This is a genomic window from Novosphingobium sp. TK71, from assembly GCF_055361505.1.
On the sequence record NZ_CM143962.1, the window covers coordinates 992,818 to 1,006,143 of the forward strand.

Below are 13,326 nucleotides of genomic sequence, written 5' to 3' on the forward strand. Positions count from 1 at the left end.
CGATATGGCGATGCAGTGGACTTCGATGGTGGCGATCTACGGCCTGTTCTGGGTCCTGAGCGCCTTCCTCGTCATGCCTTTCGGCCTGCGCACGCCGAACGAAGTCGAGGGATATCGGGTTGAGAAGGGTCATGCGGACAGTGCGCCCGTGAACTTCCGCCCTCGCTTGATCGCGAAGCGCGCCACGGTTCTCGCCATGGTGCTGTTCGGCCTCTACTACGTCAATTATGCGCAGCAATGGATCACTGTCAGTGATCTTAATTTCTTCGGTAAGCCGCCGGTTCAGGACCTCGGTTACTAAGGAAATGGGCGGCTGAGCCAGCTCCAGCCGCCTTGACCTTTCAGCTCCGCAGCCGCTCGATGCCCTGGGCCAGCGCTACGTAGAGCTTGCCCATGTCGGACGAGAGCAGGGTAACGCCCAGTGCGTTGCCGTCGCGAGTGGACAGTATCTGCCGCAGGATCGACTCGAAATCGTGAATGTAGCGGCTCACATGCTCGCGGAAGGCATCGTCACGTTCGAAGAGCTGCTGGATCGACTTGACCTCGCCCGCGTCGAGCAGGGAAACCGCGCGGCGCGTGAAGATCCCGCGATCACCGCGAAGATAGGATGCCCAGGCCGTATCGGAAACTTCGCTGGACAGGGCTGAGGCGATGTCGATCGCATTGGAATTGAGCGATTCGGTGATGAGCGCGACACGACGTGCGAAGTCATTGTCCACCTGCTCCTCGGCACGCTCGCGCGCATGGGTGACGCGGCTTTCGAGATTGCCGACCAGTTCGTCGACCTTGGTGAGTTGGTCGCGAAGCTGGATCGTGGCCTCACGAGCGGCGCCGGAGGCATGCGCTACGGCTTGATCGAGCTGGCCGGTCACTTCCGCTACGCGGGTCCGCATGGACTTGTCGATGGCGCTGGCGCTTTCGGCTCCGAGCTCGTCAGCGACTTTTGCAATTCGCGCAGCCGCGTCGGTTTCGATATTCGCAACGACTTCGTGGATCGTCTTGTCCAGCGCGGCCAGTGCATTGCTCAACTCGCCGCTGGCCTTACCGGCAGCGTTCTGTGTCGCACTGTCGATATCGGCTATCGTGGTGCGAAGGACGTCCAGCAACTTTCCGTGGGCCACGCCGTGCTCTGAAAGCTCGGAGTGCATCGCCGAGAGTTCGTCTGCAAGCGACTTGAGGTTTTCGCCCGATTGTTCGACGCCGCCGGCCAGTTCCGCACCGCTCTGCGCGGATTGGCGAAGCGCTTCGAGCACGGTGGCGACGCCGGCCTGAAGCCGGTTGAGCCGATCTTCCGAAACTGCAAGAGCTTCGGGCAAGTCATGATGGGCGTACCGGGCGCTGCCCTGGATCAGTTCGAGCAGCCGCACGCTAGTCTCGGTCAGTTTCTCTGCATCGCCGTCTGTGGCGAGAAGCGTGGCACGGGCGGCAGTCAGCCGTTCGGTAAGCGAAGTCAGGCTACCGCGCAGACGGTTTTCCAGAGCCTCGCTGCTGGTGGCGATGGCGCCGAAGCGCGCCTCGTAAGTGCCCAGTTCCCCGGTGATGGCGGCAGCACGTTCGCCGAGAGTGGCCGCCTGCAGGCGTTGGCGTTCGAGCCTTTCGGACATGGCATTGTCGAGTTCGCCGAGCATGTGTTCGATGCGGGTAATGGCGCGGCGTTCCTGCTCGGCCTGGCGCAACTGGCGCTCGCTGGTGTCTTTGTCGAGCTGCTCGCGGCGCTCGGCAATCGCACGGTCAAGCGCCTGGGCATCATTGCCGATGGCGGCGACGGAGCCGCGCAAGGCGGAAACGGCGGCATCCTGGGTAAGAGCGATGCCGCGCGCGACTTCCCCCTGTTCCTCATGCAATTCGTCGAGAGCCTGGCGCCAGGCCGCTGCGGCGCGTCCTTCGCCGTCGCGCAGGGCTCGCGAAACCACATCGCTTTCCTCGCGCAGGGCGACGAGGCGGGCACGGAGAGAGGTCAGGCTTTCCGCTTCATGCAGATCAAGCTGTGCGCGGGACTGGGAAATCTCGTCTTCCAAGGCAGCAGCGCGAGTGCGGATCGAGGCGAGGGCTTCGACTTCGTGACGGTCCAGATCGAGGCGGAAGGTCTGGCCGCGTTCGGTAAGTGCGGCAAAGCGTTCATCGGCGAGGGCGCCGACCTGCTCGCAGCGCGCGGCGATCTCGCCCAGTGCACCATCGACCGCTTCTCGCAAGTTTGCGACCTGCCGTTCGCTTGCAGATCCATATTCGTTGAGGCGGTTGAAGCCGTTTATCATGTCTTCGAGCTGCACATGTGCTGCGCGCCCGGCATTGCCGATATTGTTCGTGACGTCCTTGGCCGAACTGGCGATGACGGGCAATTGCCCGCGGAGCTTCTCCATGTTGTCGAGCGCGGCCTGGCTGACGCCGCTGATCGAATCGACACGGGCGCCGTTATCGCGGATCAGGTCCTGGAGCCGTTCGGCATTGCTGGAGAGCCGTTCGGCGGCGATGCGGCCGAGCGCTTCGAGATCGCGGGACTGGGCGGCTATGAATTCGCGTGCGAGGCTAAGTTCGCGGTTCACGGCGGTGAGGCGTGTCTCAAGCTGCGCGGATTCGGTGGAAAGCATGCGCGCCACGTCGCCGAAGCGCTGCCCTTCGCGGGTGCTGTGACGCAGCGCCAGCAGCCAGCCTACCGCAATGAGAAGCAGCGGAACCGTCAACTGGACCATCAGCGGCGGAACCGCGTCGGCGGTGATCCCTGCACGCAGGACCGGCCACTGGGCATAGAGGAAGAATGCTGTCCAGCCGATCGCGGCTGCGCCGGCGAGTGCCGGCACGGTCCAGTCGAACCTGTGCGGCGGCGATGCCTCGCCTTCGGAGGCAACCCAGGCTTCGTGCCAGGCCTCTTCCGGGACGGTCATCTCGCCGTGCGCCTCGGAGGAAGGGGGAGCCCCTTCGGTCCGGTCCGGATTGCCTTCGACAGAATTGCCGTCATTGCCGTTCGCGCCGAACGCGATGATCCTGTTTTCCCCAGCCATGGCCGCAGGATACCACGCGCGAAGCTGCGATAAACCCTCCTTTAACCCGTTCGTCATTAAGCTGGGGAAATGGCTTACGAAGCAGGTGCCCTCGAAGCGACCCTCGCCGCCGCGGCAGGCGGGGATTCTGCGCTTTTTGCCGAATTGCGCGCATCCTACGCAGAAAGCGTGATGCGGCAGGCCGACCTTCTCGCGCGGTCGCGATGTGATGGGAACTGGCATCTTGCCGCGATGCGGCTCAAGGGGCTCGCGGCGAGCTTCCATTCCATGAAGCTTCTGGTACTGGCAGAGGAGGCGCTTCAGTCTGCGCCGGGCGAGCCGGCCGTCATTCGCAAGCTCAAGGCCTATCTCACGGAGTTTTCCGCCGACTGATGTGCCTGCGGTGCTTGGCACTGGCACGGCCATTGCCTACAGGTTGACGGTCGCTGGAGTTTACCAAACTGCGTATTGCCTTGCTCGCCATGATGGAGCCCGCCGTGGCGGGCCAGTCGATCCCGCGCGCCTTCCTGCGGGTGGGCGGCGCGACCTTGGCGCAGCACCAGCTGGGCATGGCCCTTGCGCTCGACTGCCAGCGGGTGATCTGCCTTGCACGCGGCCCGTCTCCAGATCTGATTGCCTTGCAGCACATGGCAGAAGATGCCGGGCTGCAATTCTACATCGCCACGGGATCGCGACCCCTTTCCGGGCTTGTCACGGCGAATGACGAACTCGTGGTGATTGGCGAGGGCCTTTTCGCGGAGCCTTCCGGCGTCGTGCCCTTGTTCGAAGGACGATCGCCGGCAGTCCTCGTGCAGCCGGTCGAAGGGGCGCTGGCGGCGGGTTTCGAACGTATCGACATCAACCGTGCATCTGCGGGAATTATGAGAATTCCTGGACATCTGGTTGAAAATCTTCACGAACTTCCGGCCGATTGCGACGTTATCTCCGCCCTGATGCGCATTGCCCTGCAGTCCGGTGTGCCGATGCGCGAAGTCCCTGCTGCGGCACGGAGCGGTGTGGACTGGCGCCTGATCCGCGATGAGGGCGAAGCTCACGCGGTTGAGATGGAATGGCTGCGCGGCCGGTTCGAGGGTGGGGACAAGGTTTCGCCCGGGCGCGCGGTCGCTCGTTACGGCGTGCTCAACTTCGGCTCCTCGCTGCTGCATGCCGGCAATGCCAGCAATGTGCTCAGCGCGGCGGTACTTGGGGCACTGGCGATCGCGGGCGGTCTCGTCTGGTTCAGTTTCGTGGCCGCCGGTTTCCTGTTCCTCGCGCTTGCATCGGTGCTGGTGGAGGCGAGCCGCCTGCTGCGGTCTGCCGAGCGTCATGCGCTCGGACAACTGCCTCCCGCAATCCCGCGTGCCGATGTGCTGGGATGGCTGGTGGACACTGCTTTCGGGCTTTCCTTGCTGGCAGGGATCGCTCGGCTTGGTGGAGAATCACTCATCTCCTGGATGTTCCCGCCGGCCATGTTGATGATGCTGCTGGTGATGATCCCGCGTTTCGTATCCGGAACGGCGGCATCTCTCGCGGCGGACCGTGCCACATTGGGACTGGTGCTGGCTTTTGCCGCAGGATTCGGGCAAGTTGAGCCGCTGGTGGAAGTTCTGGCGATCGTGCTCGTTGTGATCGGCATGGTTCTTCCGCTACGTCGGAAGAACTAACCGGGGCTTAACCAGATACAAGGTAAACGGGACGGATGATCGACAACGCTGTTCATCCGGCCGACGACCAGACCGCGGAGGCATTGCTTCGCGCGGACCTCGCGCGCGGCGACGCCATGGCCGAGAGCGTACTTCCGATCCTCCAATATCTGCTGGCGGCGGAAGACAGCGCGCTGTTCAGTGACGAAATTCTTGCGCGGGTTCGCGGGATGCTGGCGGAACTGGCGCGCGGAGTGATCGAGCCTCTTCACGCTGACGGATCCACAGCCGTCCAGATGTCCGAAGATATCGAGGATCTGGCGCGGATGTTCATGGGCGACCCGCTGATTCTCTCGCACGTTCATGCGCTTGCACTCGAATGGCAAATGACCGAGCGCCTGCAGTCGCGTCTGGCGCTCGATCCCGTCGTTTCACCGCTGGTGCAGGCCATGGCTTCTTCGCCCGACAGCACTGTGCAGGGGATTGCCGTCAAATGGCTCGCGTCACAGGCGCGCTGGTGCCAGCGCCAGCGCCGCATGAGCCTCAGCCTTACCGAACTGCCGGGTGAACTGCTGCACCGAGCGCTGCTGGCTGTTCGCGGCATGGTAGCGGGCAGTCCCGAACGGATGGAGCGTCTTGTGTTGGTGGAGGCCGATGTGCGCCGCCGCTACGATGAAGGCGCGACCCGCCTTGGCCTTTCGGCAAGGCTGGTGACCGGCCTTGGCGCCGCGTTCCACGCCGCGCTTTCGGTAGGACATGCCGGCGCCGCGCTGTTCCTTACGGCTCTGGCGATCGGTTCCGGCCTGCGCCGGGAGGCAGCGGTGCTCGCCACCCATGAGGCGCAACTGGCGCGTCTCGCCCTTGCCTTGCGCGCAGCGGGGCTGAAGGCTGCCGACATCGAAAAGCAGTTTCTGGCCATTCACCCCGAAGCGATGTTGCCAGACGGCTTTGAGAGGCTCGGCAGCGATCTGGCCGCATCTATTCTGGCAACCGGGCGGCACGGCGGCTGATGCTGATGGAAGGCACCATCATCGCCCGCGCTGTTTGCGATGCGCAGGACCGATTGCTGGAAGCGGACGAACCGCTGGCGGGTTTGCAGGAGCGTTGCGGCGGGGAACTGCCCGGTACTATCGCCGTGCCCGAACTTCTCGAACTCGTTCGCAAGGCCCGTCGCTATGGTTTTCGCCTCGCGCGCGCCGTCAGCGCGCACGACGGCGGCGACGTGATCACCGCCTGGGTCGAAGTCGAGCCGCAGGGACGGGGCGAAGGTTGCCAGATCGTGGTTCGTAACTGGCAGACTGCGCCGGCACCGGTGGAGGATGCCGCGTCGGTCGAACGTCGCCGGACCATGATCGATCGCCACCTTGCCGAATTGAGCGCACAGCTTGACGCCGGGCAGCGCGTGCTTGCCGTCATGTCGGACAGTGCGGAACTCGCTGACGTGACGGCGGCGATGGAAACGGGGTTCGGGCAACTCTGGACGGAATTTCTTCCCCCCGAGAATGTCACGCATCAGCAGCCGCTGCATTGGCGCCTTCTTGACGGCGTGCGGGTCGCGGTGCCGGGTTCGCAGCGATCCTGGCGCGTCTCGCTGGTTCCGCACATGCGCCCGGGCTTCGACCCTGCCGGTTTCGAACTGCTGCTGGTCTCCGATACCCCGGCTTCCACCGCCGCGCCGGCGCGTGAGCCGATGGAGCCCATGCTTCGCCGGAGTCTTGTCGGGCAGGATCTGGCACCGGTCCTGCGGCAGCCGATCTCGCGCATCATCGCCAATGCCGAGACCATCCGCACGCGCCTCGCCGGGCCACTGCCGGATGCCTACGCGGAATATGCCGGAGAAATTGCGGGCGCAGGAAAGCTGCTGCTCGATCTCCTCGGCGATCTTGCCGATCTCGAAGTCGTGGAGACCGAAGGCTTCAGCACCGCGCCGGACCATGTGGACTTGTCCGAACTTGCGCGGCAGGCAGCGGGCATCCTGAATGTACGGGCGCGGGAGAAGAACATCGTGATCGAGGCCCCGCACGCAGCGGAGGCGCTTCCCGCCGTGGCGGAATATCGCCGCGTTCTTCAAGTTTTGCTCAACCTCATCGGCAATGCGATCCGCTATTCTCCCGAACAGTCCCACATCTGGCTCCGACTGGAAGCGGCCGGCGACCGTGCGCGCGTGATCGTGGCTGACCAGGGGCCGGGGATCTCGCAGGAGAGCCAGGAGAAGGTCTTCGAGAAATTCGAGCGCCTTGGCCGCAGCGGCGACGGCGGTTCCGGGCTCGGCCTCTATATATCGCGCAGTCTGGCCCGCGCGATGGGCGGCGAACTGTCGGTGCAAAGCGCTCCGGGGCAGGGGGCTCGTTTCATTCTGGAAGTGCCGGCAGACCCCGAGGCCTGAACCTCACCTAGAGGTGGTTGTTGCTGGCGCCATTCCCGCGACGGGCGAGCCAGATCAGGATGCCGCCCACGGCTGCCATCACGGCGCCGCGTATCGCCCATCCACGGTCATCCAGCATGAAGCTGTCCAATGGCCATGGGACGACGCCCGTACCCTGGCCGACGAGCAGGATACCCATGCCGATGGCGCATAGTCCAACAAGGATCACAAGAATTCTGAGGAACAGCATCATGATTCCTCCAAAGGAATTTTGACACCTGACAGCAACTTGCGGCGAGAATGTGGCTGGATCTGTGAAGTTCCTGCGGACGCCGCGCAATTGATTCGCAAGTTGTTCCTGCCAGCAGGATACTCCCCGCTCATCGCGTGCGACACCCCGATTTTTCGAAGAGCCGGTTCGCCGCTGCGACGTCAGCCGAAGCACAACGAAAAAGGCCCCCGCTTTCGCGAGGGCCTCTTCGAATTATCGCAATGTCTCGCGATACTTTGCTGCTCAGTCTCAGCGCTTGTCGAGCGGGATGTAATCGCGCTGCGTCGGGCCGGTGTAGAGCTGGCGCGGACGACCGATCTTCTGGCCGGGATCGGAGATCATTTCGTTCCACTGCGCGACCCAGCCCACGGTGCGGGCGAGAGCGAAGAGCGCGGTGAACATCGTGGTCGGGAAACCGATGGCCGAGAGGATGATGCCCGAATAGAAGTCGACGTTCGGGAAGAGCTTCTTCTCGACGAAGTACGGATCGCTCAGCGCGATTTCCTCGAGGCGCAGGGCCGTCTCGAACAGCGGGTCGGTGACCTTGAGCGCGTCGAACACCTCGCGGACGGTCTTCTGCATGACCGTGGCGCGCGGATCGTAGTTCTTGTAGACGCGGTGGCCGAAGCCCATCAGGCGGAACGGATCGTTCTTGTCCTTCGCGCGCTCGATGTAGTGCGGGATCTTGTCCGGCGTACCGATTTCCTTGAGCATGTTGAGCGCGGCTTCGTTCGCGCCACCATGGGCAGGACCCCAGAGGCAGGCGATACCGGCCGCGATGCACGCAAACGGGTTCGCGCCCGACGAACCGGCAAGGCGCACGGTCGAGGTCGAGGCGTTCTGCTCGTGGTCGGCGTGGAGGATGAAGATACGGTCCATCGCCTTTTCGACGGCGGGGATCACTTCATACTCTTCCGCAGGCACGCCGAAGGTCATGCGCAGGAAGTTGCCCGTGTAGCTCAGCGAGTTATCCGGGTAGAGGAAGGGCTGTCCGACCGAGTACTTGTAGGCCGCAGCGGCGATCGTCGGCATCTTGGCGATCAGGCGGTGCGAGCTGATCTTGCGATGCTCGGGATCGGAGATGTCGGTCGAATCGTGGTAGAACGCCGAAAGGGCGCCGACCACACCGCACATGATCGCCATCGGGTGGGCGTCACGGCGGAAACCGCGGTAGAAGTTCGCCAGCTGCTCGTGGAGCATGGTGTGGCGCGTGATGGTGTTCGAGAAGTTGTCGAGCTCACCGCCGTTCGGCAGTTCGCCGTTCAGCATGAGATAGCAGACTTCCATGAACGACGAATTCTCGGCCAGCTGACCGATCGGGTAACCGCGATGGAGCAGGACGCCCTCGTCGCCGTCGATGTAGGTCAGCGCGCTCTCGCAGCTCGCCGTCGACGTGAACCCCGGATCGTACGTGAACTTGCCCGTCTGGGCATAGAGCTTGCGGATATCGATGACATCCGGGCCGACGCTGCCCTTGAGCACGGGATAGTCGAATTCCGTGCCACCAGCATTCAGTTTGACCTGATCACCCACCAGTTCTTACTCCTTATATGTGCGACCCGGTCGTGGCGTCCGCTTGCGCGCCAATGCGTGCGAGGCTTTCGTCCCGGCCGAGCAAAACCAATACGTCGAAAATACCCGGAGAGGTCGTCTGACCAGTCAGGGCCGCCCGCAAGGGTTGCGCGAGCTTGCCGAGGCCCAATCCCAGATCCTCGGCCATTGCCTTCAGGCTGGCTTCCAATGCCTCCAGAGCCCATTCGGGCTGCGCGGACAGACGCTCGTGAATGGCGGCAAGGCGCCCCCGCGCCTCGTCCGTCAGAAGCGCCTGCGCCTTCTCGCTGAATGCGAGCGGACGCTTGGCAAAAAGGAAGGCGGCGCCTTCTGCAAGTTCGTTGAGGTCCTTTGCGCGGACCTTCAGTACCGGCATCGCCTGCGTGAGCAGGGCGAGGTCGGGGTCTTCGTAGCCGGCCTGCACCAGTCGCGGCAGCACCAGTTCGGCGAGACGCGCATCGCTGGCCTCGCGAAGGTAGTGGCCGTTGAGATTCTGGAGCTTGGCGAGGTCGAAGCGGGAGGGCGACTTGCCCACGTCCGCCATGTCGAACCATTCGACCGCCTTCTCGCGGCTGATGAATTCCTCGTCGCCATGGCCCCAGCCAAGGCGAAGCAGGTAGTTGAACAGCGCTTCCGGAAGCACGCCCATATCGTCACGATAGGCGTCCACGCCCAGCGCGCCGTGACGCTTCGACAGCTTTGCGCCGTCAGAGCCATGGATGAGCGGGACATGGCCGTAGACAGGCACGTCCCAGCCCATGCCGTGAATGATCACAAGCTGCCGGAAGGCATTGTTGAGGTGATCGTCTCCGCGCAGGACGTGCGTGACGCCCATGTCGTTGTCGTCCACGACGACGGCGAGCATGTAGGTAGGCGTGCCGTCGGAGCGGAGGATGACGAAATCGTCGATTTCCTCGTTCCTGACGGTAACTTCGCCCTGCACGAGATCGTTGATCGTCGTTTCGCCGTCGCGCGGGGCCTTCACGCGCACGACGTAGGACTTGTCAGCAGGCCAGGTCGAGGGATCGGCATCGCGCCATTCGCTGTCGATGCGGAACGGACGGCGTTCTTCCTGGGCCTTCTGCCTGCGCTCGGCCAGTTCCTCGGAAGTGAGGTAGCAGCGATAGGCATGACCGCCGGCCAGCAGTTCGGCAGCCACTTCGGCATGGCGGTCGGAACGGGCGAACTGGAACACGGCCGGTTCATCGCCTTCGAGCCCGAGCCATGTCAGGCCGTCGAAGATCGCCTCGATCGCGGGCTCGGTCGAACGAGCGCGATCGGTATCTTCGATGCGAAGCAGGTACTTGCCGCCGTGATGGCGGGCGAAGAGCCAGTTGAAAAGTGCGGTACGGGCGCCGCCGATATGGAGATAACCCGTGGGCGAGGGGGCAAAGCGCGTGACGACGGCCTTGCTGCCGTCTGGTCCGCTCGATGCACTGCCGCTTGCCATTATTGTAACCTTCCTGTCCTATGCGCGCCATGGCCAGCCAAGCCGCCACGTCACTTGATTCAGAGCATCCGGATCTTGCCGGAACCGCTGCATTGCAGCATCGCCCATGGATCAGCCAGAGCCACTTGTCGAGCAGTTTGGCCGGTGTCGAGTGTTTTCTTTCGAACTGCGGTTTCGCTAGAGGACCATGGCTCACCGTAGCCTTCGGAACCGGCATAACTGCGTGGTTTTTCCTGCCTACAGCCGAGGAGTGGGTCACCCTTTGCGTAGTATGCGTCGCAGTTGCTTTATTCGCACTGTACTGCCTTCAGGGTGCTACGCGGATTCCATATATCAGGCAGGCGATGATCGCTTGCTCGCTTCTCGTCATGGCGGGATGTCTCGTTGTCTGGGCGCGCTCGGAAACGGTTGGTCAGCCGGCGATCGCAAGGCCGCTGTTCGGAACATTCACGGCCCGCGTTCTCGCGATCGAGGAGCAGCCGGCGCTGAAGCGGGACAGACTGATTCTGGCACTGCGGGAGCCGGGGACCGGCAGGCCGATCAAGGTTCGCGTGAACTTGCCCGCATCGGCGCGGTCTCCGGCACTTTCAACCGGCGCTATCATCCGATTCCGCGGGAGATTGATGCCTCCGGCACCTCCGATGCTGCCTGGCGCCTACGATTTCGCCAGGGCGGCTTGGTTCGCCGGGATATCCGCAACCGGCGCCGTGCTTTCCCCTGTGGAGGTGCTTTCCCCCGGAGCGGGTGACGACTGGCTTGGCGAGCAGCGAATGCGGCTGTCCCGTCATATCGCTGCAAGCCTTGAAGGATCCGCCGGCGGGATCGCCTCGGCGCTCGTCACAGGGGACATGGGCGGGATCGGCAAGGCAGAGGCCCAGGCGATGCGCGATGCCGGACTTGCGCATCTGCTCTCGATCAGCGGCCTGCATGTCAGCGCAGTTGTCGGTGCGGTCTATATCCTCGCGCTGCGCCTGCTGGCGTTATCTCCCGCGCTGGCGTTGCGGGTGCGATTGCCTGTCCTTGCGTCGGCTAGCGGGGCATTGGCGGGCGTTGGTTACACTTTGCTGAGCGGATCGCAGGTGCCGACCATACGCTCCTGCGTGAGCGCGCTACTGGTACTTGCCGCATTGGCGATGGGGCGTGAGGCGCTGTCGATGCGATTGCTTGCGGCGGCCGCCTTCATCGTCCTTCTGATCTGGCCCGAATCGATTGTGGGCGCTAGCTTCCAGATGAGCTTTGCCGCCGTTGTCGTGCTGATCGCGTTAGGCAATGCGGTGCCCATCCGGCATTGGTTCTCGGCCCGTGACGAAGCATTGCCTTTCAAGGCGCTGCGCAGCCTATCCCTGATCCTCGTCACGGGCGTAGCCATCGAACTCGCGCTGATGCCGATCGGACTTTATCATTTTCACCGCGCCGGACTCTATGGATCGATCGCCAATGTGGTTGCCATCCCGCTCACGACCTTTCTTGTCATGCCCCTGGTCGGCGCGGCGCTGCTTTTCGATATCGTTGGGGCCGGATCGCCGGTCTGGTGGCTTGCTGGAGTAGCCATCGATCTGCTGATCGGTCTGGCACGGTTCATCGCCTCGCGGCCCGGTGCGGTGAGCATGGCGCCGACGATGGGCGGATGGCAGTTTCTACTTTTCGTGACTGGAGGACTTTGGCTGGGGCTTTGGCACGGAAAAGCCAGGCTCTGGGGTCTGCTTCCAGTCGCCAGCGGCTTTATCGGCCTGCTCCTGCTGACCCCGCCGGACATCGTCGTTTCGGGAGATGGCCGCCAAGTTGCTTTGATTGACGGTCCGGGGAGGCGCCTTGTCATGCTGCGCGACAGCTCGAGCGATTACGTTTTGGACAATCTGATGGAAGTAGCGGGAGTTCAGTCAAAACCCGTCTTGATTGCAGACTGGCCGGGCGTGCGATGCAACCCGGATTTCTGTGCGTTGATGCTGGAACGTGGCGGGAAGGCGCGCCACATACTGATCGCCAGGGGCCGGGATATCGTGCCGGAAGACACTTTGGCTCGGGCCTGCCAGCGCGCCTATCTCGTAATTGCGGGCCGACGTCTGCCGCGAAGTTGTCAGCCAATCTGGCTGAAGGCGGATCGCAACATGCTGAGCAAGACGGGCGGCGTGGCGATCGACCTGAAGCGCCGCACGGTACATTCAGTGGCAGATGCGCAAGGTGATCATGGGTGGTGGCGTTCGCCGCCGCTTTCTTATGGCGTCATCGCCAAGGCCCGGTAATAACGCGGCGGCGAGACGGCGGAACAACCGGACATCGTCTCACGCTTGAGCCGCATCAGTGATAGCGGCGTAGCAGTCCGGCCAGTTTGCCCTGAACCTCGACTTCGTCAGGCCCATAAATCTGCGGTTCGTAAGCGGCATTGGCAGGGTCAAGGCGCACCATTCCGGCTTCGCGGCGCAGATACTTGAGCGTGGCTTCAGCCCCTCGCACGAGAGCGACGACAATTTCACCGTCGCGAGCGGTATTGGTGCGCTTCACCAAGGCGAAATCGCCGTCGAGGATGCCCGCGTCTATCATCGAATCACCCGAAACCTCGAGCGCATAGTGTTCGCCCGAACCAAGCAGCGCTGCGGGAACCGGGAGCATGGACTGTCCTTCGAAGGCCTCGATCGGCACGCCGGCGGCGATGCGGCCGTGGAGTGGGATTTCGATGACATCGTTCGCGGGGGCAGGTGCGATCTGGGGTGCGCGGACAGGCGCTGCAGTATCGTTGCTGTTCGCCGCCGGAGTCGATCTTGCAGGTTTGGACGTTGCATCCTCAGGCTGGCGCAGGACTTCGAGAGCGCGAGCGCGATTGGGGAGGCGGCGAATGAAACCCCGTTCCTCCAAGGCGGAAATCAGGCGGTGAACGCCGGACTTGGACTTGAGGTCCAGCGCTTCCTTCATTTCCTCGAAGCTGGGCGAGATGCCGCTTTCCTCAAGCCGGACCTGAATGAACCGGAGCAATTCGTGCTGCTTGCGCGTCAACATCTGCGTTGCCTCTTCGTTCTGCGGCCCATGGCCCTGTCTCGTCCGGCGATTTGCCTGCGAACAATGAGGGAACA

11 protein-coding genes are annotated in these 13,326 nt (G+C 63.4%); 6 read left to right on the forward strand and 5 right to left on the reverse strand.

Annotated elements, in window-relative coordinates:
* Nucleotides 1–10 precede the first annotated feature (10 nt).
* Complete coding sequence (locus tag ACXJ16_RS04525; RefSeq protein WP_054437634.1) at nucleotides 11–301, forward strand: DUF1467 family protein; 291 nt, start codon at nucleotides 11–13, stop codon at nucleotides 299–301.
* A gap of 40 nt (nucleotides 302–341) precedes the next feature.
* Here the strand turns inward: ACXJ16_RS04525 and ACXJ16_RS04530 are convergent, their stop codons facing one another.
* On the reverse strand, nucleotides 342–2,999 hold the full coding sequence (locus ACXJ16_RS04530; RefSeq protein ID WP_324695572.1) for a coiled-coil domain-containing protein: 2,658 nt from the start codon (nucleotides 2,997–2,999) through the stop codon (nucleotides 342–344).
* A 69-nt stretch (nucleotides 3,000–3,068) separates the two neighbouring features.
* Here ACXJ16_RS04530 and ACXJ16_RS04535 point away from each other — a divergent pair, with 69 nt between their 5' ends.
* The 4 genes from ACXJ16_RS04535 (at nucleotide 3,069) to ACXJ16_RS04550 (ending at nucleotide 7,007) form a co-directional block, all read left to right on the forward strand.
* Nucleotides 3,069–3,371 carry an Hpt domain-containing protein gene (locus ACXJ16_RS04535; protein ID WP_185997323.1) on the forward strand — a complete coding sequence of 101 codons (303 nt, stop codon included), beginning with the start codon at nucleotides 3,069–3,071 and terminating at the stop codon, nucleotides 3,369–3,371.
* An 89-nt stretch (nucleotides 3,372–3,460) separates the two neighbouring features.
* Nucleotides 3,461–4,642, forward strand: a complete 1,182-nt coding sequence (locus ACXJ16_RS04540) for a hypothetical protein (protein WP_463921478.1) — start codon at nucleotides 3,461–3,463, stop codon at nucleotides 4,640–4,642.
* A 35-nt stretch (nucleotides 4,643–4,677) separates the two neighbouring features.
* Nucleotides 4,678–5,631 (forward strand): hypothetical protein, encoded by a 954-nt coding sequence (locus ACXJ16_RS04545; RefSeq protein WP_463921480.1) that lies wholly within the window; start codon nucleotides 4,678–4,680, stop codon nucleotides 5,629–5,631.
* The gene (locus ACXJ16_RS04550) at nucleotides 5,631–7,007 is read left to right on the forward strand and encodes a sensor histidine kinase (RefSeq protein ID WP_324695414.1); all 1,377 of its coding nucleotides are present in this window, start codon (nucleotides 5,631–5,633) and stop codon (nucleotides 7,005–7,007) included. Before ACXJ16_RS04545 ends, ACXJ16_RS04550 begins: the two co-directional genes overlap by 1 nt.
* 7 nt (nucleotides 7,008–7,014) lie before the next feature.
* Here ACXJ16_RS04550 and ACXJ16_RS04555 read toward each other — a convergent pair whose 3' ends face one another.
* The 3 genes from ACXJ16_RS04555 to gltX form a co-directional block, all read right to left on the reverse strand.
* Nucleotides 7,015–7,239: a hypothetical protein gene (locus tag ACXJ16_RS04555; protein WP_324695412.1), complete on the reverse strand. Its 225-nt coding sequence runs from the start codon at nucleotides 7,237–7,239 to the stop codon at nucleotides 7,015–7,017.
* Nucleotides 7,240–7,506: 267 nt separating this feature from the next.
* A complete protein-coding gene (locus ACXJ16_RS04560) occupies nucleotides 7,507–8,790 on the reverse strand; it encodes a citrate synthase (protein WP_054437623.1) in 1,284 nt (427 codons plus the stop codon).
* Between the two features lie 13 nt (nucleotides 8,791–8,803).
* Nucleotides 8,804–10,258 carry a glutamate--tRNA ligase gene (gene gltX / locus ACXJ16_RS04565; protein ID WP_054437621.1) on the reverse strand — a complete coding sequence of 485 codons (1,455 nt, stop codon included), beginning with the start codon at nucleotides 10,256–10,258 and terminating at the stop codon, nucleotides 8,804–8,806.
* Nucleotides 10,259–10,287: 29 nt separating this feature from the next.
* Between gltX and ACXJ16_RS04570 the strand changes: the two genes are divergently transcribed.
* Nucleotides 10,288–12,501 carry a ComEC/Rec2 family competence protein gene (locus tag ACXJ16_RS04570; protein ID WP_324695409.1) on the forward strand — a complete coding sequence of 738 codons (2,214 nt, stop codon included), beginning with the start codon at nucleotides 10,288–10,290 and terminating at the stop codon, nucleotides 12,499–12,501.
* 55 nt (nucleotides 12,502–12,556) lie between these two features.
* Here the strand turns inward: ACXJ16_RS04570 and lexA are convergent, their stop codons facing one another.
* Nucleotides 12,557–13,252: a transcriptional repressor LexA gene (gene lexA / locus ACXJ16_RS04575; RefSeq protein ID WP_132469009.1), complete on the reverse strand. Its 696-nt coding sequence runs from the start codon at nucleotides 13,250–13,252 to the stop codon at nucleotides 12,557–12,559.
* Between the last annotated feature and the right edge of the window lie 74 nt (nucleotides 13,253–13,326).